The 22,973-nt window shown below is 56.0% G+C and carries 23 protein-coding genes and 1 pseudogene; 8 read left to right on the top strand and 16 right to left on the bottom strand.

Annotated features, from left to right (window positions below; genetic code table 11):
- The 7 genes and pseudogenes from hisF to G9Q73_RS10650 all read right to left on the bottom strand — a co-directional run.
- Nucleotides 1-778, bottom strand: a pseudogene (gene hisF, locus G9Q73_RS10680) (imidazole glycerol phosphate synthase subunit HisF); the annotation flags it as partial.
- 89 nt (nucleotides 779-867) lie between these two features.
- A complete protein-coding gene (gene hisA, locus G9Q73_RS10675) occupies nucleotides 868-1,605 on the bottom strand; it encodes a 1-(5-phosphoribosyl)-5-[(5-phosphoribosylamino)methylideneamino]imidazole-4-carboxamide isomerase (protein ID WP_177419776.1) in 738 nt (245 codons plus the stop codon).
- Nucleotides 1,606-1,706: 101 nt separating this feature from the next.
- A complete protein-coding gene (gene hisH, locus G9Q73_RS10670; protein ID WP_177419775.1) occupies nucleotides 1,707-2,354 on the bottom strand; it encodes an imidazole glycerol phosphate synthase subunit HisH in 648 nt (215 codons plus the stop codon).
- A gap of 33 nt (nucleotides 2,355-2,387) precedes the next feature.
- Nucleotides 2,388-2,978, bottom strand: coding sequence for an imidazoleglycerol-phosphate dehydratase HisB (hisB, locus tag G9Q73_RS10665; RefSeq protein ID WP_177419774.1), 591 nt, complete (start codon nucleotides 2,976-2,978; stop codon nucleotides 2,388-2,390).
- 154 nt (nucleotides 2,979-3,132) lie between these two features.
- A complete protein-coding gene (gene rbr / locus G9Q73_RS10660) occupies nucleotides 3,133-3,711 on the bottom strand; it encodes a rubrerythrin (protein ID WP_177419773.1) in 579 nt (192 codons plus the stop codon).
- Between the two features lie 41 nt (nucleotides 3,712-3,752).
- Entirely contained in the window at nucleotides 3,753-4,700 is a 948-nt protein-coding gene (locus G9Q73_RS10655; RefSeq protein ID WP_177419772.1) for an MBL fold metallo-hydrolase, read from the bottom strand.
- 140 nt (nucleotides 4,701-4,840) lie between these two features.
- A complete protein-coding gene (locus G9Q73_RS10650; protein ID WP_246345183.1) occupies nucleotides 4,841-6,064 on the bottom strand; it encodes a putative PEP-binding protein in 1,224 nt (407 codons plus the stop codon).
- A 139-nt stretch (nucleotides 6,065-6,203) separates the two neighbouring features.
- Between G9Q73_RS10650 and G9Q73_RS10645 the strand changes: the two genes are divergently transcribed.
- Nucleotides 6,204-6,413: a glycogen/starch/alpha-glucan phosphorylase gene (locus G9Q73_RS10645; protein WP_177421406.1), complete on the top strand. Its 210-nt coding sequence runs from the start codon at nucleotides 6,204-6,206 to the stop codon at nucleotides 6,411-6,413.
- A gap of 2 nt (nucleotides 6,414-6,415) precedes the next feature.
- Nucleotides 6,416-6,688, top strand: a complete 273-nt coding sequence (locus tag G9Q73_RS10640) for a YcgL domain-containing protein (RefSeq protein WP_177419771.1) — start codon at nucleotides 6,416-6,418, stop codon at nucleotides 6,686-6,688.
- A gap of 168 nt (nucleotides 6,689-6,856) precedes the next feature.
- On the opposite strand, the gene G9Q73_RS10635 is transcribed toward G9Q73_RS10640, so the two are convergent.
- Nucleotides 6,857-7,657, bottom strand: a complete 801-nt coding sequence (locus tag G9Q73_RS10635) for a zinc ABC transporter substrate-binding protein (RefSeq protein ID WP_177419770.1) — start codon at nucleotides 7,655-7,657, stop codon at nucleotides 6,857-6,859.
- 224 nt (nucleotides 7,658-7,881) lie between these two features.
- Here G9Q73_RS10635 and znuC point away from each other — a divergent pair, with 224 nt between their 5' ends.
- From znuC to G9Q73_RS10610, 5 genes are all read left to right on the top strand, one after another.
- Nucleotides 7,882-8,655 (top strand): zinc ABC transporter ATP-binding protein ZnuC, encoded by a 774-nt coding sequence (gene znuC, locus G9Q73_RS10630; protein WP_177419769.1) that lies wholly within the window; start codon nucleotides 7,882-7,884, stop codon nucleotides 8,653-8,655.
- Nucleotides 8,648-9,442, top strand: a complete 795-nt coding sequence (znuB, locus tag G9Q73_RS10625) for a zinc ABC transporter permease subunit ZnuB (protein ID WP_177419768.1) — start codon at nucleotides 8,648-8,650, stop codon at nucleotides 9,440-9,442. The genes znuC and znuB overlap by 8 nt, the downstream gene beginning before the upstream one ends.
- Before the next feature lie 317 nt (nucleotides 9,443-9,759).
- Nucleotides 9,760-10,233: an adenylyl-sulfate reductase subunit beta gene (gene aprB, locus G9Q73_RS10620; RefSeq protein ID WP_177419767.1), complete on the top strand. Its 474-nt coding sequence runs from the start codon at nucleotides 9,760-9,762 to the stop codon at nucleotides 10,231-10,233.
- Between the two features lie 51 nt (nucleotides 10,234-10,284).
- Nucleotides 10,285-12,279: an adenylyl-sulfate reductase subunit alpha gene (aprA, locus tag G9Q73_RS10615; protein WP_177419766.1), complete on the top strand. Its 1,995-nt coding sequence runs from the start codon at nucleotides 10,285-10,287 to the stop codon at nucleotides 12,277-12,279.
- Between the two features lie 246 nt (nucleotides 12,280-12,525).
- Nucleotides 12,526-13,416, top strand: a complete 891-nt coding sequence (locus G9Q73_RS10610) for a YkgJ family cysteine cluster protein (protein WP_177419765.1) — start codon at nucleotides 12,526-12,528, stop codon at nucleotides 13,414-13,416.
- Nucleotides 13,417-13,599: 183 nt separating this feature from the next.
- Here G9Q73_RS10610 and G9Q73_RS10605 read toward each other — a convergent pair whose 3' ends face one another.
- Entirely contained in the window at nucleotides 13,600-13,947 is a 348-nt protein-coding gene (locus G9Q73_RS10605; protein ID WP_177419764.1) for a 4a-hydroxytetrahydrobiopterin dehydratase, read from the bottom strand.
- 114 nt (nucleotides 13,948-14,061) lie between these two features.
- Between G9Q73_RS10605 and G9Q73_RS10600 the strand changes: the two genes are divergently transcribed.
- A complete protein-coding gene (locus G9Q73_RS10600) occupies nucleotides 14,062-15,477 on the top strand; it encodes a response regulator (RefSeq protein WP_178941496.1) in 1,416 nt (471 codons plus the stop codon).
- Between the two features lie 134 nt (nucleotides 15,478-15,611).
- Here the strand turns inward: G9Q73_RS10600 and G9Q73_RS10595 are convergent, their stop codons facing one another.
- From G9Q73_RS10595 to G9Q73_RS10565, 7 genes are all read right to left on the bottom strand, one after another.
- Complete coding sequence (locus G9Q73_RS10595) at nucleotides 15,612-16,076, bottom strand: hypothetical protein (protein WP_177419762.1); 465 nt, start codon at nucleotides 16,074-16,076, stop codon at nucleotides 15,612-15,614.
- A complete protein-coding gene (locus G9Q73_RS10590; RefSeq protein ID WP_177419761.1) occupies nucleotides 16,077-16,700 on the bottom strand; it encodes a hypothetical protein in 624 nt (207 codons plus the stop codon).
- Nucleotides 16,701-16,703: 3 nt separating this feature from the next.
- Nucleotides 16,704-17,195 carry a hypothetical protein gene (locus G9Q73_RS10585; protein ID WP_177419760.1) on the bottom strand — a complete coding sequence of 164 codons (492 nt, stop codon included), beginning with the start codon at nucleotides 17,193-17,195 and terminating at the stop codon, nucleotides 16,704-16,706.
- 152 nt (nucleotides 17,196-17,347) lie between these two features.
- The gene (locus G9Q73_RS10580; RefSeq protein ID WP_177419759.1) at nucleotides 17,348-18,247 is read right to left on the bottom strand and encodes a CoB--CoM heterodisulfide reductase iron-sulfur subunit B family protein; all 900 of its coding nucleotides are present in this window, start codon (nucleotides 18,245-18,247) and stop codon (nucleotides 17,348-17,350) included.
- Between the two features lie 16 nt (nucleotides 18,248-18,263).
- Nucleotides 18,264-18,875, bottom strand: coding sequence for a 4Fe-4S dicluster domain-containing protein (locus G9Q73_RS10575; protein WP_177419758.1), 612 nt, complete (start codon nucleotides 18,873-18,875; stop codon nucleotides 18,264-18,266).
- 11 nt (nucleotides 18,876-18,886) lie between these two features.
- On the bottom strand, nucleotides 18,887-21,136 hold the full coding sequence (locus G9Q73_RS10570) for a hydrogenase iron-sulfur subunit (protein ID WP_177419757.1): 2,250 nt from the start codon (nucleotides 21,134-21,136) through the stop codon (nucleotides 18,887-18,889).
- A 3-nt stretch (nucleotides 21,137-21,139) separates the two neighbouring features.
- Nucleotides 21,140-22,411: a CoB--CoM heterodisulfide reductase iron-sulfur subunit A family protein gene (locus G9Q73_RS10565; RefSeq protein ID WP_177419756.1), complete on the bottom strand. Its 1,272-nt coding sequence runs from the start codon at nucleotides 22,409-22,411 to the stop codon at nucleotides 21,140-21,142.
- Nucleotides 22,412-22,973: the final 562 nt, after the last annotated feature.

Genomic DNA, 22,973 nt, shown 5'->3' with positions numbered 1-22,973 from the left:
TCAGTTACGTATTGCCTCGACGCCCTGATCCCATGAAACGCTTGGCCCTGCTCAATGCTGTACTCGAAGAAGTGGAAGATACTGGCGGCCAAAACAGCATCTGCCGCGCCCTTTCACCCCATCCACCGTAAATGTTGCAGGTTGCCCACGCCACCGAGGCGATCACCGGGATCATAACTGCTCGGCAGATGGGCTGGGTTCGGGCCAGTCTATTGTCAAAACCGATCTTGGTGCCGTCCCGGTCCATGCTGGTGAGCAGGATCTCCCCTGCACCATAGTCGGCCATCCTCTTCGCCCACTCGATGGCGTCGATGCCTGTGGGTTTGCGTCCGCCGTGGGTGAAAATCTCCCACTTCAGGGGTTCTCCCTCGCCGCTCACCTTCTTCGCGTCGATAGCAACCACGATGCACTGGGAGCCAAATCGGGTGGTGGCCTCCCTGACGAACTCAGCGTTGAAAACCGCTGCGGTGTTGATCGCCACCTTGTCCGCGCCGGCATTGAGCATGCGACGCACATCCTCCACCACCCGGATGCCGCCACCCACGGTCAGGGGAATGAAGACCTCGGATGCCACCTGTTCCACCACGTGGACGATGGTCTCCCGATTATCGGAGCTGGCGGTGATATCGAGAAAGGTGATCTCGTCCGCACCCTCTTCGTTATAACGGCGCGCCACCTCCACCGGATCACCCGCGTCGCGGATCTCCACGAATTTGACACCCTTGACCACTCGGCCGTTGTCCACATCGAGACAGGGGATGATGCGTTTAGCGAGCATGTTGTGTACCTACTGTTTAACCGCGAAGGGCGCAAAGAGCGCTAAGGATTTTTTACTTTGCGTGCTTCGCGCCCTTCGCGGTAAAAAAATCAAGCCGTCAACTCATCCGCCAGTCTCTGGCCTGCGGCGAAGTCGAGCGTCCCTTCGTAGATCGCCCGGCCGGTGATGGCGGCGGTGATGTTGGTGGTATCGGCTTTGCACAGCGCCTCGATGTCGCCGATGTTGGTGATTCCGCCGGAGGCTACTACCGGGATGCTGATGGCATTGGCCAACGCCGTTGTGGCCTCCACATTGGGACCGGTCATCATGCCGTCACGGCCGATGTCAGTGTAGACGATGGCAGAAACCCCATCATCTTCAAAACGGCGCGCCAGCTCGGTCACCTCCTGATCAGTGACCTCCGCCCAGCCGTTGATCGCCACCATCCCCTCTTTGGCATCCAGGCCGACGATGATATGACCGGGAAACGCTTTGCAGGCGCGGGCCACAAAATCAGGCGATTTCACCGCCTGGGTGCCGATGATGCAGTAGGTCACCCCCGCCTTCAGATAGGCCTCGATGGTCGCCTCGTCGCGGATACCGCCACCCACCTGTATCGGCATATCGGGATAGGCCTTGGCGATATTGCGAATAGCGTCGCCATTGACCGGCTCTCCGGCAAATGCGCCGTTGAGATCCACCAGATGCAGGCGTCGTCCACCAGCATCCACCCAGCGGCCCGCCACCTCCACCGGGTTATTGGAAAATACCGTATCGTCCTCCATGCGACCCTGACGCAGGCGCACACACTGGCCATCTTTCAAATCGATTGCGGGGATTAGTAACACATCAAAGCCCTATCGTTTATTAATGCTCCGGGGTCGGAGTCAAATTAATCTGATCATGATCATTTAAAATCAATAAGTCAGTTTAATTTGACTCCGACCCCTCATGACGAAACATTCCAATTCACAAAATTCTTCAATAACCGCAGGCCATCGTCAGCGCTCTTCTCTGGATGAAACTGTACCGCGAAGAGACTCTTGTCCGACACTGCGCTGGCGAAGCTCACACCAAATTCGGTGGTGGCCGCCGTCAGACCGCTCTCGGACGGATCCACATAGTAGCTATGGACGAAATAGAAGCGGCTTCCCGGTTCAATACCCGCCCACAGCGGGTGATCGTGGGTAGGAATAACCTGATTCCAACCCATATGCGGGATCTTCAGCATAGTTCCATCAGCGCTCTTGCCACCGGGAAAGTGGCGCACCCTGCCGGGATAGAGTCCGAGCAGTTCGGTACCACCGTTCTCCTCGCTGAACTCCATCAACACCTGCTGCCCCATGCAGATACCCAGAAACGGCTTGGATTGTGCCGCATCCAGGATTGCCCGGTTCAGATGGTGATCGGAGATAGCGGCCATGCAGTCGCGGGCCGCCCCCTGGCCGGGAAAGACCACCCGGTCGGAGTTGAGGATCAAGGTCGGATCATCGGTTACCAGCACCTCGTCGCCGGGAGCGGTGACATGCTCCACCGCTTTGGCGACGGAGCGCAGGTTGCCCATACCGTAGTCAATGACTGCGATGCGTTGTGCCATCGAAATACCGCTCTTTAAAATATTGGGGTAGGTTTACAGTGTGCCCTTGGTGGAAGGCACCACGTCGGACATGCGGGGATCCGGCTCCAGCGCCATGCGCATCGCCCGGCCCAGCGCCTTGAACACCGTCTCAGCCTGATGGTGGGCGTTGATGCCCCGCAGGTTGTCGATGTGCAGGGTCATACCGGCGTGGTTGACCAGTCCCTGAAAAAACTCCCGAAAGAGATCCACATCGAACTCACCGATACGGGCGCGGGTAAAGGCCACGTTGTACTCCAGACCGGGACGACCGGAGAAGTCGACCACCACCCTGGAAAGCGCTTCGTCCAACGGCACATAGGCGTGTCCATAACGACGAATACCCTTTTTATCCCCCAGTGCCTCGGCCAAAGCCTGCCCCAGAGTGATGCCGATATCCTCTACTGTGTGGTGCGCGTCGATCTCCAGATCGCCCTTGGCATTGACCTCCAGGTCGATCAGGCCGTGGCGGGCCACCTGATCCAACATGTGATCAAGGAAAGGGACACCAGTCTCGAAACGGGATTTACCCGTACCGTCCAGATTCAGCGTGATGCTGATCCGGGTCTCCAGTGTATTGCGTTCCACCTGCGCTGTGCGCTGCATGGGAGGGACTCCGAATATTTATGAATTCAACGACGAACCGCCGACAAAGCACGCATTTTAGAGCAAAACCGACAAAATAGCAGCGCAAGGGATCTGCCGGTGGATTTCAGCGTGGATTGTAGGCCTGATCAAGCGCAGCGGATCAGGCAAACGTCTACCAGTTCTCCCCCAGTAACTCAAAGTGGGCCTGCGGATGAAGACAGGCGGGACAGACGCCCGGCGCCTCCTCTCCCTCGTGCAGGTAGCCGCAGTTGCGGCAGCGCCAGACCACCTTGCCGTTGCGCCTGAAAACCCGTCCGGCTTCAAGATTGTCCGCCAGATCCTGGTAGCGCTTGCCGTGCTGTTTCTCCGCAATGGAGATCGCCTCGAACGCCATTGCCACCTGCTCAAAACCCTCTTCACGGGCAACCTTGGCAAAACCCGGGTACATGGTGGTCCACTCATGCTCCTCTCCCGCAGCGGCATGGCGCAGATTCGCCAGGGTATCTCCCAGGTCCCCCGCCGGAAAGGTTTCTGTGATCTCCACCTCACCACCTTCGAGAAACTTGTAGAAACGCTTGGCGTGCTCCTTCTCCTGGTTTGCAGTCTCCTCAAAGATATGGGCGATCTGCACCAGTCCCTCTTTGCGGGCGGCACCCGCATAGTAGGTATAACGATTGCGCGCCTGAGACTCACCGGCAAAGGCGGTCATCAGGTTTCTTTCCGTGCGGGTTCCTTTCAAAGACTGACTCATACTTCACCTCTTGAAGTCCGTGAAATCTTCCGGTTAAAGATCTATTCAAACATCTCTGCTTCTACTTCGAGATAGGCGATATTGATATGACTGCCCACTTCATGGTCGAAATCGACCCAGTTTTTGTAGTCAGAGAGTGACTCGACCACTTTGGGCTTCATTTCGTAATCACTCAACCCCTCATCCAGCCATTTCGCCACTTCGATTCTGAGTGTGGAGAGATAACGCTGGTAATTTTTCGGAACATCGCGGCCACCGGTTGGGCCGTGGCCAGGCACATAGATCACTGCGTCCACCTTCAGGGCCATATCGATGGCGGCGATATTGCCTTTGAAGGTTCCGTGGCGCATCTGACCAAAGCGGTTAGCCATCACATTATCCCCCAGAAACAGCAGTTTCTTCGAGGGAATCTCGATCATCAGATCGGAGTCACTATGGGCCTTGGGCTCAAACAGAAAACGTATCCTGAGTCCGGCCAAGGTGATTTCACCACCATGATCAATCGCATGATTTGGCCCGACGACCTCCGTTCCCCTGGTTGCATTATCCGTCATACTCAGCAGTGAATCGACCCAGCTCTGACCTTCGCCCTCTTCGATCCTGGCAATCATATTGGGATGACCATAGATCGCCACCTTCGGATAGGCAGACCGAATCGCCTGATTGGCCAGCCAGTGGTCACCGTGGATATGGGTGTTCATCACCGCAACCACCGGCTTGTCAGTGAACTTGCGGATCTGCCGCAGCACCATCTCGCCAATCTGCACACTGGCTCCGGGATCGACAATCACCACGCCTTCATCGGTGACGATAAAGGCCGGATTGTTCATGAAACCCTGATTCTCCACCGAAGGCCGCCCCAGCGGGCCATGGATAACATAGACGCCATCCGCCACCTGATCTGCAGGATAATTCTTCACCGCCGGACCGCGTTCTGCCGCGAGCAGCAGCGCAGGCAGCAGACAGACCATCAAAAACAGCTTTCTCATTCTCACTCCTCTGGTTGCCCGGTAGCGGGCTTATGATTCATTGTAAGTGGTTGGACAGCAGGTTCATCCAGATAATATTCAGGGAAGATCCATGAATCGGTTTACGCCATCTCTGCCATGAAAATGCGTCCATGGTCACTCTATTTCCCCGCCCTGACCAAGCCACCCAGCCCTATCTCTTCCAACGCATTACTGAGCAACGCCCTGATTTCAGAAGCCTTTTCGCAGCGTAGCGCCGCCTGCAGCAGTTCCCTCGCCCTGGCGCGGCTGATGGAATGAATCACCCACTTCACCCGTAGCAGGCTGCTGGCATTCATACTAAGATTTTCGACCCCCATACCCAGCAGCAAGACCGCCGCTGCAGGGTTGCCCGCCATCTCACCACAGACACTGACCTCCCGGTGAAATTGCCTGCCCCCCTCCACTACCTGAATCAGGGCCCGCAACACAGCGGGATGCAGATCATCGTAGATCTCCGCCACATGGGGGTTGTTACGATCCACCGCCAACAGATACTGGGTCAAATCATTGGTGCCGACAGAGAGAAAATCGACCCGGCGCGCCAACGCCTCCACCTGATAGACCGCAGCCGGCACTTCTATCATCACACCGACACGGGGCATCTTCACCCCATGTCCCTCTTCGATCAGTTCATCGTGTGCCCGCTGAATCAACAGCAGTGAGTCATCCACCTCACTCACATTGCTGATCATCGGCAATAGCAGCTGCAGATTATCCAAGCCGATGGCTGCACGCAGCATGGCACGCACTTGAGTGAGAAATATCTCCGGATGATCCAGTGAGATGCGGATGCCACGCCAACCAAGGAATGGGTTGGACTCATTGACCGGAAAATAGGGCAAGGGTTTATCGCCACCAATGTCGAGGGTGCGGATGGTGACGGATCTGGGGGCAAAGGTCTCAAGAACATTCCGATAGTTTGCGGTCTGCGCCTCCTCACTGGGGAAACGGTCGCGCACCATAAAGGGGACTTCTGTTCGATAGAGACCGACGCAATATCGTAGAGACGGGAGATTGCTCGCATCTCGGAACCGGGCGGGGTGTTCGAATGGGGGGCGCACCGTCACCCCGATAGATTCTCCTGAAGGCAGATCACGGGTCGCCTCCAGCTCTGCACTCAGTGCCCGATCCTCTTCACTGCTGTACCAGGTACTCGGTTTTTCGCACCGACGGCGCCGACAGAGCAGATGCGCCCCCGGTAACCGTCGCTGATGAGGAAACGCCCATCGACCCGTCCACGGGCGGGTCAGCTCACTGGGAGATGCTTGAGCCAATGTGGCGACATGGGAGAGCTGAAACGCCCTTCGCCGAAACAAGGCCCGCAAGGCGTTCCATCGGTACATCGGCAAGCTGCATGACGCTGACCTCACCACCCACCAAGATGGTGTCCTCCGGATAGTCGACCGGGCCAGACTGTTTCTGCTGGAAGTGCATGAGTATGCGGCGGCCCAGATCGCGCATCGTTAACATCACGCGAGGTAGATATCGTCATGTTGGGCGGATTTTCGCAGTTATGTCGATGCTCAGGAGGAGGCGCACCGGCCTATCAGAATTGTGGATGAGAGGGTGCGCATGAGCATCATCAATACCGCGAAGAGCGGTCACTTCTCCACCGACAGGACAATGGAAGAGTACAACCGGGATATCTGGCGGCTTGAGCCCGTGGTGGCTCCGCCGGTCGCTCCGGCGTAACCGTGGCGGAAGACAAGCTTATTTGCTGGGTCTATCGCAGCCCGCGTAACGAGCAGATGTACCTCTATCTAAGAGAAGAGGAGGGCTTCGACCTGGTCCCTGCACCACTGCTGGAGCGTTTCGGCGTGCCAGCACTGGTGATGGAGCTGGAGTTGCATGCTGGCCGAGTCCTGGCCCGTGAGGATGTGTCAAAGGTAATGGCAAACCTGTCCGAGTTGGGATTTCATCTTCAGATGCCGCCGGAGATCAAACCCAAGCTCTATTTTGGTGAGTGATCTTACTGGACTGTATCGACGGACTATAGTGAACTGTCGGCCGGTTCGAGCTTGCGGAACCGGCAGTCGCCGTTTGTAGTCTTTTGCCTGATCCGCTACGCTTGATCAGGCCTACGAACTCATCAGTGACAAACGTAGGGTGCGCCGCGCGCACCATGATTGCTTGAGTTACTGATTTGCCAGGCACTGCACCAATTGGTCGGCAACCCTTCTCATCAGTTGGAAATAGGCATCCGGACCGGGCGGCAGATCGCTCCCCAATGGATCGAGTTCCGCACTGCGTGTTGTCGTGTCCCCGCTGAGTGATTCCACCAGCCGGGGTTCAAATTGTGGCTCGGTGAAGATGCAGTCCACTCCGATGCGGCGGATCTTCTGCTGGAGATCGTGAATATGCCGGGCGCCACTCAGGCGTTCAGGGTCGAGGGTTACCGTGCCGACTGAGTTGAGCTGGTAGCGTGCTTCCAGATAGCCATAGGCGTCGTGAAAAGCGATGTAGGGGATAGTGCGCACAGGCGCCAGGCGGGACTCCAACTCTTGATGTAGCAGATCCAGGCGCTGCTGCAGTGTCCGTGCATTCTCTTCATATGACCCGCGGTGTTTTGGATCCAGCAGGCTGAGGCGATCGGCAATCAGCCGCACGACCCGTTTTGCCCGCAAAGGATCGAGCCAGAGATGGGGGTCGCGCCCGGCATGGTCTTCACCGTCGTGATTGTGGCTTGCCCTGTCCTCAATCTTGAGCAGATCCAGTAGTGCGATATTGGGCCGTCCTGAAGCGGTCAGAATTCTCGGCAGAAAAGATTCCATTTCCGGCCCTATCCAGATGATCAGATCAGCCTGCTGGATGTTTCGCGCATCTGAGGGTTTAAGTGTGTAGCGGTGCGGTGATTGGCCGCCGGATAGCAGCAGTTGTGGATCCTCTACCCCCTGCATGATGCCCGCCACCAGCGAATGGATCGGTTTGATGCTCACCAGTACGGCGGCCTGGGTCCAGGAAGAGCAGCAAAAAAGCAGCAGAAGGACGAGATGCAGGGAAAGTCTAGGGTGAGTCATTATCGTTTATGGTTTGGCGGAGAGAGGTAATTGACCGGCTGGGGCGCTATATTATCACTCCCTTTATTAAAGAGAGTGCGGGATTTGGACCGTGATTGAGTTGATGCCAAGGTTGGGAGCGGGAGTGGCGCAGGAGATGATGGATGGTTGAGCGCGATCTGTTACTGGAGGCCGACGGCGTCTGCATGGCATTTGGCGGCCGTGAGGTGCTGCGCGATGTGAACCTGGTTCTGCATCGGGGTGAGATTCTTACCCTGATCGGCCCTAATGGTTCCGGCAAGAGTACCCTGGTGCGTCTGCTGCTGGGTCTGCTCAGGCCAACGGCGGGTGCTCTGCGCCGTGCGGATGGACTCCGTATTGGTTATATGCCGCAGAAGCTGCAGGTCGATGAGGTTCTGCCCCTCTCCGTAGCCCGTTTTCTGACCCTCACCGGTCGCTATGCGAAGGAGAAGGTGGCAGCGGTTCTGCGAGAGGTGGGTGCCGATCATGTGTCTGATCATCCCCTGCAGAGTGTGTCTGGAGGGGAACTGCAGCGTGTCCTGCTGGCTCGGGCTTTGTTGCGGGGGCCGGACCTGCTGGTGCTGGATGAGCCGGTGCAGGGTGTCGATGTCAATGGTCAGGTCGCGCTCTACAATTTAATCGGCCGCATTCGTGACCAACGTGGCTGTGGAATACTGATGGTCTCCCACGACCTCCATCTGGTGATGGCCGCCACAGATCGGGTACTCTGTCTCAACCATCATGTCTGTTGTTCGGGCACCCCTGAGGTGGTGACGCGTCACCCTGCCTATCTGGATCTCTTCGGCGGCGCAGCCTTCGCTGTCTATTCTCACCATCACGATCATGCCCATGATCTGCATGGCAATGTGATCCCGGGGGACGAAGCGCATTGCGAAACAGGTGACTCCGATGGATGATTTTTTGCTGCGGGCTCTGCTGGCAGGGCTGGGTGTGGCCTGTCTGGCTGGACCACTGGGGGCCTTTGTGGTCTGGCGGCGCATGGCCTACTTCGGCGAGGCGATGTCCCATACGGCCCTGTTGGGGGTGGGACTTGGACTGCTGTTGGGTGTGAGCACCCAGCTGTCGGTGATGCTGGTGTCGGTGACGCTGGCGGTATTGCTGGTGGCGATGCAACAGCAGCGGCAGCTGGCGAGTGACACCCTGCTGGGAATCTTTGCGCATACTGCGCTCTCCCTGGGTCTGGTGCTGCTGGCCTTCATGGAGACGGTACGGGTCGATCTCATGGGTTACCTGTTCGGGGATATCCTTGCGGTTTCCACCCTCGATCTCTACTGGATCTATGGTGGCGGTCTGCTGGTGCTGATCGTACTGACGCTGATTTGGCGCCCACTGCTGGCGCTGACCGTGCATGAAGAGCTGGCTCGGGTCGAGGGGGTGCCGGTCACCCAAGTGCGTCTGCTGTTCATGATATTGATCGCCCTGGTGATTGCAGTGTCCATGAAGATTGTGGGTATTCTGCTGATTACCTCCATGATGATCATACCGCCGGCTGCGGCCCGGCGATTTGCAGTGGGGCCTGAGCAGATGGCACTGCTGGCAGCGGTTATTGGGGCTGTTTCTGTTGCAGCAGGGCTCTGGGGATCATTGCAATGGGATACGCCCACCGGCCCGTCTATGGTAGTTGCTGCGGGATTGCTGTTTGTACTGGTGCAGGTCTCTGGCCTGTTTTTCCAGAGAAAATAAGCATTTACTAATCCCACTGTTTTGGTTGGTATTTCAATAAGCTAGCTCAATAAGCGGATTTTATGATGCCAGATTGAAAATTGTTTGGCGTATCAGGGAGGAAAACCGTATTGTTTACCGCCCTGATGACCGCGTGTGCGTGATTTTTGGCCGAAAAGGCCGGCCACATGGGGGGATCAAACCATCTTCAGTAGTCCAGTCTGCATTGCAGGTCTCGACCGCATAAGGATGGAGACTGGACTTAAAAAAGTGCTTCTAAGCCGTGGCATTTTGCGGCGGCAGAAATCACTGCAGTGAAACCTAGGAGAAATAAAACCATGCCAACATTTGTGCGTACTGAGAAGTGCGATGGCTGTAAAGGCCAGGACAAGACCGCTTGCATGTACATCTGCCCTCACAACCTGATGAAGCTGGATATGGACGGTTCTGAGACCGGCCATGCCATGAAAGCCTTCAATCAGGAGCCTGAGCAGTGCTGGGAGTGCTACTCCTGCATCAAGATCTGCCCTCAGCAGGCGATCGAAGCGCGTCCCTACGCCGACATCGTACCCATGGGCGCCTCTGTACAGCCTCTGCGCGGTACCGATTCCATCATGTGGACCATCAAGTTCCGCAACGGCACCATGAAGCGTTTCAAGTTCCCGATCCGCACCACGCCTGAAGGTTCTATTGATCCCTATGGCGATACGCCTGATGCTGACTATGCGAAGATCTCCGATACCGGTTTCTTCAACCATAATCAGCAGAACGGTTACCGCGCTGGCGATCCCAGCGAGCTGATCTGCAAATAAGTCGGATTCAGACAGAATCTACAGAACTTGAATTAACTGAGGTATTTAGAAATGGCTGAATTCGGTAATCCTGATGTCGTCGAAGAAGAGGTAGACATCCTCATCATCGGTGGTGGCATGGGTGCATGCGGCGCCGCTTATGAGCTTGGTCCCTGGATCAAGGCTTCCGGTGCAGACATCAGCGTAAAGCTGGTTGACAAGGCTGCTATGGATCGTTCCGGTGCTGTTGCACAGGGTCTCTCCGCTATCAACACCTACATCGGTCCTGACCAGGATCCTGCAGACTACGCCCGTATGGTTTCCAACGATCTGATGGGTATCACCCGCGACGATCTGGCTTACGATCTGGGTCGTCACGTTGACGAATCCGTACATCTGTTCGAAGAGTGGGGCCTGCCCATCTGGAAGACTGATGAGAACGGCGAGCGTTTCGACGGCTCCAAAGGCATGACCTCCCTGAAAGACGGTGGCAAGCCTGTACGTTCCGGCAAGTGGCAGATCATGATCAACGGCGAATCCTACAAATGGATCGTTGCTGAGGCTGCCAAGAAAGCCTTGGGCATGGACAACATTGAAGAGCGTATCTTCGTTGTCAAGCTGGTTAACGACAAGAACGACAAGAACCGCGTTGCCGGTGCTGTTGGCTTCTCTGTTCGTGAAGACAAGGTTGTGGTCTACAAGTTCAAGGCCTGCCTGCTGGTTGCCGGTGGTTGTGTGAACATCTTCCGTCCCCGCTCTGTGGGTGAGGGTCAGGGCCGTGCCTGGTACCCCGTATGGAACGCCGGTTCCACCTACACCATGGCTGCCGAGGCCGGTGCCGAGCTGACCCTGATGGAAAATCGCTTTGTACCGACCCGTTTCAAAGACGGTTACGGTCCGGTAGGCGCCTGGTTCCTGCTCTTCAAGTCCAAGGCCACCAACGCCTTCGGCGAAGTGTACATGGATCGCAACAAGGAGATGCTGAACGACTATCCTCCTTACGGAGCGGCTGCCGTTCCCGCATCCTGCCTGCGTAACCACTTGATGCTCAAAGAGATGAAGGAAGGTCGTGGTCCCATCTGGATGGACACCGTTACCGCCCTCGCCAACCTGCGTGAGACCCTGACTCCTCGTGAGGTCAAGCATCTGGAAGCAGAGGCATGGGAAGACTTCCTCGACATGTGTATCGGCCAGTGCGGTATCTGGGCTGGTGAGAACATCGAGCCTGAGAAGAAGAACTCCGAGCTGATGCCTACCGAACCCTACCTGCTGGGTTCTCACTCCGGTTGCTGCGGCATCTGGGTTTCCGGTCCTGACGATGTTGGCGCGCCAACTGAAGAAGGGCACGCTGAAGCTGATAAGGTTCCTGGTCACCTGCCTTCTGGTTGGAACTGGGGCTACCGTGGCATGACCACCGTAACCGGTCTGTTCACCGCAGCTGACGGCGTTGGCGCCTCTGGCCACAAGTTCTCCTCCGGCTCTCACGCTGAAGGTCGCATGTGCGCCAAGTCCATGGTCAAGTTCGTCATGGACAACAAGGATTGGAAGCCTGAGCTGGATACTTCGGTTGATCAGCTGGTTGAAGAGATCTATCGCCCTGTTCGTACCTACCTTGAGCACAAGGATTACAGCACCGCGATCGACGTTAACCCCAACTACATCACTCCCAAGATGCTGCAGTTCCGTCTGCAGAAACTGATGGATGAGTACGTTGCCGGTGTTGCTACCTACTACACCACCAACGCCAACATGCTGGAAGTGGCTGAAGGCAAGCTGACTGAGCTGAAGATAGATGCGCTGAAGATGCGCGCCAAGGATCTTCACGAGCTGCTTCGTGCCTGGGAAAACTATCACCGCATCCTCACCGCGGAAGCCCACATGAAACACATCCAGTTCCGCCAGGAGTCCCGTTACCCGGGCTTCTACTACCGCATGGACAAGAACTTCGTGGACGAAGAGAACTGGCACTGCTTCGTGAACTCCATCTACAACAAAGAGACCAAAGAGTGGACCTGCTTCAAGCGCGCCCACGTTGATCTGGTCGACAAGTCCAAGCTGTTCAAGTAAGTCTTACTTGATAGCCTGATGGCGTGAAAAGTCCGGGTGTCGCAAGGCATCCGGACTTTTTTGCCTCTAGCGAGTCTGTAAATGAAGGACGGTAATCCTGTGTTATCAAGTGTTTCTCAACGCCTGTAAATTGTAGGGTAATCGGTACTCATTTGCGGATTATGATAATCCGATAGTCAATCAATATAGTCTGGCTGATTAGGGTTCGGCAGGCTCCTTTGCCGAATTGATCCAGCGGAGAGAAAAATGAGCGAAAAGTTTGATATCCCTTTCAAAAGTGACCTGGTGCCAAATATTCTGGATCCGGGTACTAAGATCCAGTTTCAGTGCTCCAAGGGCATATCCTGTTTCAATGAGTGCTGCCGCCGCGCAGATATTCAGCTGATGCCTTACGACATCATTCGTCTGAAGGATAATCTGGGGATCAGTGGAACCGAGTTTTTGAAGAATCACACGGTGCCGTTCGAGATGGATAAGGATGGCATACCCGGCGTTAAGCTGCGCACTGACGATGAGGGTGCCTGCCTGTTTGTCACCGATGAAGGGTGCAGTGTCTATGCTGACCGCCCCACCGCCTGCCGTTACTATCCGCTGGGTCATATGGCGCTGCACGAGGCAGGAGCGACTGAGGATGAAACCCGCTATTTCATGATCAAGGAGGATCACTGCATGGGGCATAACGAGGATCGAAAGATCTCTATCGATGCCTACCGTCGTGAGCAGGGTGTGGAGCAGTACGACCAGATCAACCGTGAGTGGTTGCAGCTGATGCTTAAAAAGCGCTCGGCGGGTCCCAGCATCGGCCGTCCTTCGGACACCAGTCTGCAGTTCTTCTTCATGTGTTCCTATGATGTAGACCGGCTGCGCCACTATGTAATGAATGACTCTTTCCGGGCCACCTACGACCTTGAAGAGGCTTTCTACGCGACTGTCGAAAAAGAGGACGTTGCCTTGATGCTGTTTGGTGCACGTCTGCTCAAACAGGTACTGTTTGGCGACAAGACCATCCCGGAAAAAGAGGGGGCTTATGAAACGCGCATGGCAGAGCGGGAGGATATCCTGAAGATGCGCCGCGAGGCCGAGGCGGAGATTCATCGTCAGAGGGAAGCGGAGAAGATGAAAGACGCGATCTCCTGATCTCGTCCCTCAAATCCAAAAAAGCCGCACATCTGTGCGGCTTTTTTATTTCTCCAGGAGGTTGTCGGGTTTATCCGTTTGACGGATAACTGCTCCTGCGTTTCCCGCACTTCCGCCATCCATGGCGGTCGAAGCGACTAATCCGCAGGCGCGGATTGAACAGCGTTAAACCCGACAGTCTCCTTAAGAGGCCGCAATCTGGTCGGTCTTTGCAGACATAATAAAATCGTTGCGGTGCAGTCCTTTGATTTTGTGAGACCACCAGGTCACGGTCACTTTGCCCCACTCAGTCAGCAGTGCAGGGTGATGCCCTTCAGACTCCGCCAGTTCACCGACCCGGTTCGTGAAGGCGACTGCATCAACAAAGTTATTGAAGGAAAAAGATTTTTCCAGCTGCATGATGCCGTCTCTGACCTCTAGATTCCAATCTGGAATCTTTTTTATCAAACTGGCGAGTTCATCATCTGAAACATTGGGTGCATCCGCCCTGCAGGCTTCGCAATGGACACTTGTCAGCTCATTCGTGGACATTTTATACCGATCCTCTAATCTTTGAGACTTCACAGGATGCGAATTATTCGATAGTTCTTGGAAGATAAATACTGTTATTGTTTATGGAATAGTCGAATTCAGATGGTAATCGATATGGCACGCAAACATGCGCTCATTGTTGATGACTCGCAAACGGCCAGAGAGGTGCTTGCGAAACGCCTGGCCGGCTACGATATCGAGGTCGATGCCGTAGAATCAGCCGGTGCAGCCATAGACTATCTCAGCGAGCATATTCCGGACGCGGTTTTCCTGGATTATGAAATGCCTGGTATGGACGGCTTTCAGGCCTTGAAAGCGATCAAATCGAATCCCAATACGGCCGCGATCCCAGTGATGATGTATACCTCCAGAGCAGGAGGGTTGGCGATTGGCCAGGCGAGGGCGCTAGGTGCGCTGGGTGTCCTGCCGAAGGAGTTGGAGACGCAGGATCTCGACGAAGTCATTCATGCGCTTCATCTCAACCCCGATCAGGATTCCCTGGTCGCGCGTTATACGCACGCAGTAGTGGGGGCTGCGAGTGGTGGTGACGAAGTCAGGGCCGAGGCAGAATATATCGATCGATTTCAGGGCTTGGTTGAACAGGCGGAGCAATCACTCAAGCAGGGGGGCAGCCGTAAACAGATGGCGTTGCTGTTGGCGCAACAGCATAAGTTGCTTTCAAAGCGCATGGATGTGAATGCAGCAAGGTCATTGCGCTCCATGGAACAGCAATTTTCCGGGGTGAATGAACGTCTGAATGATACCCAGCGATCGATTGCTGCGAGCCTTCCCAAAAAAGGGGGTGTCCCAAAGTGGTTGCTGATGGTATTCGTTGCCTGCCTGGCGATCTCGGCAACGGTGTGGTTCTGGAATATCAATAGCGACAGGACACAGAGGGATGTGGCGGAAAACCTGCTGCTGCTGGAGTCAGGACGGAATATTCTGACAGAAAAAGTCACGCAGGTGGATGCGCTGATACAGCAGCAGCAAACAGCCATTGAGACGCTGAAAAGTCGCTTGGAGGATTTAGGTAAACAGGTTGGTACAGAAGCGCTGCCGTTGCTTGAGTGGGCGGTTAACCGTGATTCGCGTTTCCCCTATGGCGAAGGGCCGTTTAGTGATAAGCGGGTCATCTGGCTCTCCCAGATCATCGACCATCTGGCTGCAGCAGGTTTTACCGGAACCGTAAGGCTGGCGGCCAACTATGGTAATTATTGTCTGAGCAGAAACGATCAGAGCCGGTTTGTGCCTGCTTCCGGCGAGACGACATTTGCAGACTGTGTATTCGCCCGTGATCTGGCGGAAACCGAGGGCAAAAAGCAGGCGGTTCCAACGATCGGTTTTTCCAACTATCTGAATAATGCCCCCTCATTGATCAATGGAGATATATTCGTCGAGTTGGAGGTATCGGGGTTTGACGCGACGAAGGTGCCCTATCCAGAGCCCTATGTCGCGCAGGATGTCGGTGCCTGGAACCAGGTTGCCAGCCAGAACCAACGTATCGATATCAAGTTGTTTGCTGCGGAATAAAACATGAAGCGTTCGTTCAATCGTGTCTATTCAGATCGGTTGTGAAGATTGGCTTGTTTAGCTCAAGGCGTAGGCACGATCAAGCGTAGCGGATCGGGCATCTGGTTTGCCGGTTCCGCTACGCTTTAACCGGCCTACGGTGGCATCTTCGGTGGCATGGCTGGTGGTATCTCATATTTGTAGACGCCCAGGTCAGTGAAGTGGCCACGCATGTCGATAACAATTTTTGTTTGATGGCGCTTGCCTTCACGGGCGCGGACTGCATCGAAGAAGCTCTTGCGCATCTGGGCGCCAGCGTGGGTGTCGGGGTCGATACTGAAGACGATGTGTATGGGTTCGCCGGGACGATTCAGGGGGTGGGCGAGGGCGTGAACACGGTCATTGTGAACCGTGTAGACGATAACCTCCATCTTTTCGTGCAGGTAGGGTAAGCGGATAGAGAAGCCGGATCCCAGCGCAATGTAGGCGATGGTGAGAAACACGCAGGCGCCCAGCAGAAAAGAGGCGAAGCTGCGTCTGGTTGCTATGACAGCCAAGCTTCCCCAGATGGCGAAAACAGCCAGCAGTAGATATTGCAGCGTTAGCGGATCGGTGAACATCTATTTGCTCTTTGTCTGGCTCTGCTTCAGTGTGTTGTGGAAAATATCAAATGGCTCAAATGATCGGCTGTCCGGGAGCAGTTTTTTATCTTCCATGGTGAAGGTCACGACGCCCTTCTCCTGCCCGGGGTAGTCCAGCGTCATCACATCCTCGTATATCGGGATCATGAGCTTTCCCTGGCGGTGCCGGATGGAGATACGCACATCCACCGGTGTTTCGCCTTGACCGTTGTCGGTGTAGTAGACGATGGAGAAGCGATAGCGGCCATCGGGGATGCCGCGGGAGAAGGAGAACTCGTAGTTCAGGCCGGAATAGTCCACGTCGCGGCCAAGATCATCCCGTACCAGGTTGAAAATTTTACCGAAGGGCATGGAGTAGCCGACCTTCTCTTCGCCCGGCGCATCGGTCCACAGATCGATATCGGCAGGGCTGTCCGAGGCCCAGCTGATCTCGGCGATCATATCCCCTGCAGCCTTCTCTATCTCGGTCTCGGTCTGTGTGGTCTCCTGCTTGACCTCGATGAGAGGAATCAATAACACCACCAGGGTAAGCATCAGGAGCGCCAGCAGCATCAGCAGATCACGGAAAACAATGGACATGCTGTCTTCGCGCTGCCGGGTCATGGCTTAATCCTTCTCTGAGGCAATCGCTCGTGTGCTTGATTCGGCAGTTCTTTCGCCATACAGCATCTTGCGAACCTTGTTCATGGCCTCCATCGTCATGGCTGCAGACAAACCGATCATGGTGGTATCGGTGGCGAACGAGACGGTTTTCAGGAATCGTCCGATCTCGGCCGACAGGGTGGCTGGCTCATGCAGGGCGTCAACTTCAAGTCCGGCCAGCGCCATGGAAAACCCGAGAACCGTACCCAACATGCCAAGCCCGGTCGTCAGCCAGGACCAGAAGTGGTCATCGGCATCGCGCCCGGCGAAGGCGAAGGATTCAACCAGCAGGACGATGGTGAGGATGATACAAAAGAACCATAGGGTCAGGAGATTGCCGAGAATACGATCCAGGTAGCCTTGGGTATAAAGCGTAACGAGCAGCGCCACAAGCGAGAACAGAAGGGCCAGTTCGATGAGTTTTGCCCAGGGAGCGGGACTCGTTGGAGTGACCATAAAGAGATGCCTGTGCGAAGGTTGCATTTCACTATAGCATGGAGCGTTGATATCCCTTCGTCGCCTCAGGTGTCTTTTAGGGCGTGCAACAAAAAGCCCGCCGAAGCGGGCTTTCAGTCTGCCCCGCAAGGGGGGCGCTGGTAAAGATCGGTCTATTTGTTTGCGATCTCTTCCAGCTTCTTGGCCTTGATGATGTGGCCATTTAGTGCGGCGTCTTTTGCATTGCGGCCGAAGGCGACGCTCATCAGGGTGGAGTAGTAGACCACGGGCATGTCGAACTTGGTGCCGTAGGTCTCGTTGATCTGATCCTGATAGATCTCAACGTTGGCCTGACAGAGCGGGCAGGGGGTGACGATCATGTCTGCACCATTGTCGTAGGCCGCCTCGATGATGCCGTGGATCATCTCCTGAGACTTTTCAGGCTCGGAGAATGCCAGGGCGCCGCCGCAGCACTGTACCTTCTTCTCGTAGGTGGGAATCGAGTCGGCGCCGACAGCCTCGACAATCTTGTCGAGATATTGCGGATTTTCGAAAGACTCTCCGGCGATACCGAAGGGGCGGTTGGTCTGACAGCCGACGTAACCGGCTATCTTGATGCCTTCAAGAGGTTTTTTGACCTTCTCCTTGATGGCGTCGAAACCGATGTCCTCAATCAGCACCTCAACCATGTGGTGGACGCCGACTTCGCCTTTATAGCGAAGTCCGCCTTCGGCCAGTGCGGTATTGGCATCCTTGAACATCTGCTCGTCTTCATGCAGACGCTCTTTTGCCTCGCGGGTGGAGAGCCAGCAGGCGGCACAGGTCGCGACGATCTCCTGACCGGCATTGTGCTCTTCGGAGAGTGCAATGTTACGGGCAGAGAGGGTCAGACGTGGCAGTTCGCCACCACCGCCGTAACCGATGGAAGCGCCGCAGCAGTTCCAGTCGGGGATCTCATTGAGGGTGATATCCAGCTCCTCGCACATGGTTTGTGCAGAGACGAGGTAGTTGGATGAGGATGCGCCTGTCTGTGAGGAGCACCCCGGGTAGAATGAAAGTTCTATCTTAGCCATTTGGGTATGTCCTCGCTCAGCTGAAGTCCTGGATTTTGCCGTCTTCGATTTCCTGGGCCTTTTTGATGATCTTTGCCAGATCGCCAGGACTCTTGACGCCGTGTCCACCCATGATCTCCATCGCATTCATGCGCTTTGCCTTCATCATGTTCTGGCCCAGCTTCTGGTTGGCCATGGCGTTTTTGACGCCTTGGGCAAAGCCGTCCTTAAAGTACATGGAGAGGCCCATCTTGAGTTCGTTCACGCGGCCCTTCTTCATCAGGTTGTCCCAGAACAGTTGAGAGAATCCCTGAGTCGGCTGGTTCTTCGGCGCCAGGCCGAGGCGTTTCGCGTAGGTGGCGAGACCGTGCATGATGTGGGTGATCGGCAGGCCGCGTGGGCAGCGTGCGATACAGTTGTAGCAAGAGGTACACATCCACATGGAGTCGGAGGTCAGAACCTCTTCACGCTTGCCCGCCCGGATCATCATGAAGATCTCCTGCGGTGGATGGTCCCAGTGCTTGCCCAAAGGACATGAGCCTGCGCATACACCACACTGCATGCACATCTTGACCCATTCGCCCTCTTCGACGTTCGCTTCAACCTCCTTCAGGAAGCTGTTGCGGTATTTTTGACTATTTGTGCTCATTGAAGGCTCCCTTAGAACTTGAATGGGCTCATGCCGATCTTCTCTATGGTCTCAGCCATGTCGTTGATCAGCTTGGGCGCACGTTCGATATCGGTGATGGCGACCTCGTAGACCACAACACGCTCGGGTTCGAGGTTGAGGGTCTGCAGGGTATCGCCGACCTTGCTCATACGCTCGGCCGCCATGGCAGAACCGCGTACGAAGTGGCACTGGTAGTCCTCTCCATGCTGGCAACCCATCAGAACGATGCCGTCGTAGCCGTTGTTGAGGGAGTCGGTAATCCAGGAGAGGCTCACAGAACCGAGGCAACGTACCGGGATGACACGTGCCCAGGGATTGATCTCAACGCCGTTCATGGCTGCCTGATCGAGCGCCGGGTAGGCGTCGTTCTCGCAGGCCAGCACCAGGATGCGGGGTTTCTCGTCCCACTCCTCCGGGATCTCGACGATCTTGATCTGCTGACCGACGGTGTCGATGCTGTAGTTTTCGAAGGAGATGACGCGCACCGGGCAAGCGCCCATGCAGGTGCCGCAGCGGCGGCAGCGGGCCTCGTTGAACAGCGGGTAACGCTTCTCGTCCTCGTTGATGGCGCCGAAGGGGCACTCAACCGTGCAGCGCTTACACTGGGTGCAGCCCTCTTTACGGAATATCGGATAGGAGAGGTCACCGGCACGGGGATGGGCCGCCATACCCTTGCCTGCGTTCTCCGCAGCCTGGATTGCCTTCATGGTGGCGCCGGCTGCGTCATCACGCGCCTGCTGTATATCCATGGGACGACGCACTGGGCCGGCGGCGTAGATGCCGGTACGGCGGGTCTCATAAGGGAAGCAGATGAAGTGGGAGTCGTTGAAACCATACTTCAGCTGCGGCAGGTCGGTGCCCTGACGGTAGTCGAGGTTGAGGATGGAGTCGACGCTGACTTCCGGTGTAGCGTTTGGGTTGGCCTCTTCGCCTGGTCCTGGCGCACCGGCACCTTCTGTGGCGTAGTAGGGATCGGGGCCGGAGTTGGGCTCCATGCCGACCGCCAGTACCACCAGATCACAATCCATCTCGGTATCTTCGTTCAGGATCAGGTCCTTGAACTTGACCGTCAGGCTATCACCAGGAACGACTTCTGAGACGATGCCCTTGGAGAAGAGAACCATCGCTTCCTGTCCGGCGCGGTAGAAATCCTCACCGGCAGCGCCGGGGGTGCGCAGGTTGTCGAACAGGATCGTGGTGTCACAGTCGCCGTTCAGCTCCTTGAAGTACATCGCCTGCTTGATGGAGACCAGGTCGGTGACGCCGGAGAAGTAAGCAAGCTTGCCCTCTTCATCGGAACACTGACCGGCGTTCTGTACAAAGGCGACAGACTTGATCTCCTTACCGTCGGAAGGACGTTTGATCGGTTCGCCGTTGGCAGCCTTGGCCAGCGCTTCGAGTTCGAGATTGGTGACCACGTCCGCGCTCTTGTCGTAGCCGAACTCAGGCAGTTTATTGGCATCGTAGGGGGTGAAGCCGGAAGCCTGAACGATCGCACCGCAGGTGAAGTTGCTGGTGGAACCGGACTCTGTAGCGACATCCACGCTGAAACGTCCGGGGGCACCGGAGGTCTGGGCGAGGGTGCTGTTCAGGTGAACAGTGATCTTGTCGTCAGCCTCGATGGCGGCAGCCATCTCGGCGATGCCGCTCTCCTGAGGGGTCGCATAAGGGGAGCGGGTCGGCAGAACTTTATAGTATTCTGCGATCCGTCCGCCCAGCGCACCGCTCTTTTCCACCAGATGAACCGGGTAGCCTGCAGCAGCAGCTTCCATCGCGGCGGTCATGCCGGTGATACCGCCACCAACCACCATGATGGTCTTGTTCAGCTCCTGTTCGCCGGATTTATTCGGCTTGGTGCTGAACTTGGCTTCGGCACAGGCCATGCGGATGTAGTCGTCCGCCATCTCCTGAGTGGTTTCCTTGTTTTCGTCGGTGTCCGGGCGAACCCAGATGACGCCTTCGCGCAGATTGGCGCGGGTCATGGCGACTTCAGGGAAGTTGAAGGCTTCGACCTTGGCGCGACGGGAGCATGCGGCGATCATGACATGGGTGGCGCCGTCGTTGTCGATGGCGTCACGGATCACTTGCACACCTTCCTTGCTGCACAGCATGTCGTGCTGTACACAGGTGTTCATCTTGCCGTCGCGGGTTGCGGTGGTTTCCAGCTGGCCGGCGTCGAGTCGCTCGCCGATGCCGCAGCCGGTGCAGACAAATCCTGCCATTTTCTTTTCTTCAGCCACTGTTTAGCCCTCCGTTCCAGCTACGCGGTTAATGACCTGGATGGCGCGTAGTGCAGCGCCGGTCGCATGTTGTACAGCCCGGTTTACATCCAGTGCGTCGGATGAGCAACCCGCTGCGAAGATGCCGCCATTCTCAGAGGCAGGCTCAATGAAGCCCTCCTCATTGATGACGATATCCACCGGGAAGCTCTCTTTATCGACGCTGGGCTCCATGCCGACCGCCAGTACCACCAAGTCGTGCTGGTTGGCGTAGCGGTTGTAGCCTTCGGTGTCCACCCCGTGTAGTACGGGACTGTCGTCCTCGCCCTTGACGATGGAGGCAACCTTGGACTTGATGAACTTGACGTTATCCTGCGCCTTGACCTTCTGATAGAAGTCCTCGAAACGGTCGATGGCGCGGATGTCGATGTAGTAGACAGAGATGTCCACGTCGTCAGCCGGGTAGGTGCACTGCTTGAGTGACGCCATGCAGCAGATGCGCGAGCAGTGCAGCAGGTGGTTCTTGTCACGGGAGCCGGCGCACTGAATGAAGGCGACGCTCTTCACCTCTTTGCCGTCGGAGGGGCGCAGGATCTTGCCGCCGGTGGGGCCGGTGGGATCTGCCAGGCGCTCAAACTCGACGCTGGTGATGACGTTTTCAAAACGATCGTAGCCGTAGGGCTGGATCTTGTTTGCATCGTAAGGCTGCCAGCCGGTGGCCCAGACCACGGCGCCGGCGTTGAATTCGATGGTCTCTTCCCGCATGTCCAGGTCGACTGCATTCACTTTGCAGGCGTCCTTGGCTTTCTGCGCGTCATCGGTGCCGATGATGGCGGGATCAATGATGTACTGCTGGGGCATGGCCATGCGATGTGGCAGGTAGGCGCCTTTGCGCTTGCCCATCCCGTAGTTGTACTCATCGTCGAACTCGGCCTCGACAGCCTTGCCGCAATCGCCGCAACCGGTGCAGTTGTCGTTGATATAGCGGGGGGCGATCTTCACCGTGGCAGTGTAGTTGCCGGCCTCGCCCTTGATGTCCGTTACCTCAGCCATCGTGATAATGGTGAGATTGGGGTTCATCTTGGCCCGGCGCTGGTTGATCTCCAGACCACAGGTGGGATGGCAGAGCTTAGGGAAATATTTGTACAGCTGGGTGACGCGACCGCCAACATAGGGGCGCTTTTCAACCAGTACGACCTTTTTTCCGGTTTCAGCAGCTTCAAGGGCAGCGGTCATGCCGCTGATCCCGCCGCCGACCACCAGAATGGTCTCATTGGTTGCGATTACTTCCGTCATGGAATCTCCTCCGTCGCGGAATGGCTTTTCAAAGTCCGAAATAACCGGCAGCGCAATAATACTTGACTTGCCTGCTAGGTTATTCCATGATTGGCGTCAGCGTTACTGCGCCCAGATTCTGGACTCGATACGATACCCGCCTTCGGGATTCCCCGCCATATAAAAGCTGCTAATTCCCCATCGAATTTTCCAATGCTTTGATAGAAAGCAGTTATAGTTTATTAGCATCCGCTAATTAATACTTGACCTTTGAGTGGGGTAATCCAGGAATATGCACTCAGCTAAAGAGAGGTTCTACCTCACGGATTATCTTGGGTTCAAACAGGACACGACTCTTGTAAAGAGACCTGCTCCGGGTTAATTATTCGTTACATAACTATTCAGCTACCTCACGTAAGTGCGGAAAATATGGGATTGTAGGATGTGCTGAGCAGTGCGATGCGCATCTGTCGCGATTGATGCGGTTCGTTTTACTCACCGCATCCTATACCTTGCCTCAGTCTTCACTATGCGCTGAATTGATACTTCATTACATACTTTAATTTTGTGGAAGAGGTTAGAC

This window comes from endosymbiont of Lamellibrachia barhami (assembly GCF_011947365.2).
Taxonomy (GTDB): domain Bacteria; phylum Pseudomonadota; class Gammaproteobacteria; order Chromatiales; family Chromatiaceae; genus QGON01.
This window is presented reverse-complemented; position numbering and strand designations above follow the sequence as displayed.

Coding starts and splice junctions, on each gene's coding strand:
- G9Q73_RS10585 (WP_177419760.1), bottom strand. CDS start 17,195: ATGGTCACTCCAACGAGTCCCGCTCCCTGGGCAAAACTCATCGAACTG.
- G9Q73_RS10650 (WP_246345183.1), bottom strand. CDS start 6,064: ATGTACCGATGGAACGCCTTGCGGGCCTTGTTTCGGCGAAGGGCGTTT.
- G9Q73_RS10605 (WP_177419764.1), bottom strand. CDS start 13,947: ATGTCCACGAATGAGCTGACAAGTGTCCATTGCGAAGCCTGCAGGGCG.
- aprB (WP_177419767.1), top strand. CDS start 9,760: ATGCCAACATTTGTGCGTACTGAGAAGTGCGATGGCTGTAAAGGCCAG.
- znuB (WP_177419768.1), top strand. CDS start 8,648: ATGGATGATTTTTTGCTGCGGGCTCTGCTGGCAGGGCTGGGTGTGGCC.
- G9Q73_RS10655 (WP_177419772.1), bottom strand. CDS start 4,700: ATGAGAAAGCTGTTTTTGATGGTCTGTCTGCTGCCTGCGCTGCTGCTC.
- G9Q73_RS10580 (WP_177419759.1), bottom strand. CDS start 18,247: ATGGCTAAGATAGAACTTTCATTCTACCCGGGGTGCTCCTCACAGACA.
- G9Q73_RS10600 (WP_178941496.1), top strand. CDS start 14,062: ATGGCACGCAAACATGCGCTCATTGTTGATGACTCGCAAACGGCCAGA.
- G9Q73_RS10590 (WP_177419761.1), bottom strand. CDS start 16,700: ATGACCCGGCAGCGCGAAGACAGCATGTCCATTGTTTTCCGTGATCTG.
- G9Q73_RS10565 (WP_177419756.1), bottom strand. CDS start 22,411: ATGACGGAAGTAATCGCAACCAATGAGACCATTCTGGTGGTCGGCGGC.
- G9Q73_RS10595 (WP_177419762.1), bottom strand. CDS start 16,076: ATGTTCACCGATCCGCTAACGCTGCAATATCTACTGCTGGCTGTTTTC.
- aprA (WP_177419766.1), top strand. CDS start 10,285: ATGGCTGAATTCGGTAATCCTGATGTCGTCGAAGAAGAGGTAGACATC.
- hisH (WP_177419775.1), bottom strand. CDS start 2,354: ATGGCACAACGCATCGCAGTCATTGACTACGGTATGGGCAACCTGCGC.
- G9Q73_RS10575 (WP_177419758.1), bottom strand. CDS start 18,875: ATGAGCACAAATAGTCAAAAATACCGCAACAGCTTCCTGAAGGAGGTT.
- znuC (WP_177419769.1), top strand. CDS start 7,882: ATGGTTGAGCGCGATCTGTTACTGGAGGCCGACGGCGTCTGCATGGCA.
- hisB (WP_177419774.1), bottom strand. CDS start 2,978: ATGCAGCGCACAGCGCAGGTGGAACGCAATACACTGGAGACCCGGATC.
- rbr (WP_177419773.1), bottom strand. CDS start 3,711: ATGAGTCAGTCTTTGAAAGGAACCCGCACGGAAAGAAACCTGATGACC.
- G9Q73_RS10610 (WP_177419765.1), top strand. CDS start 12,526: ATGAGCGAAAAGTTTGATATCCCTTTCAAAAGTGACCTGGTGCCAAAT.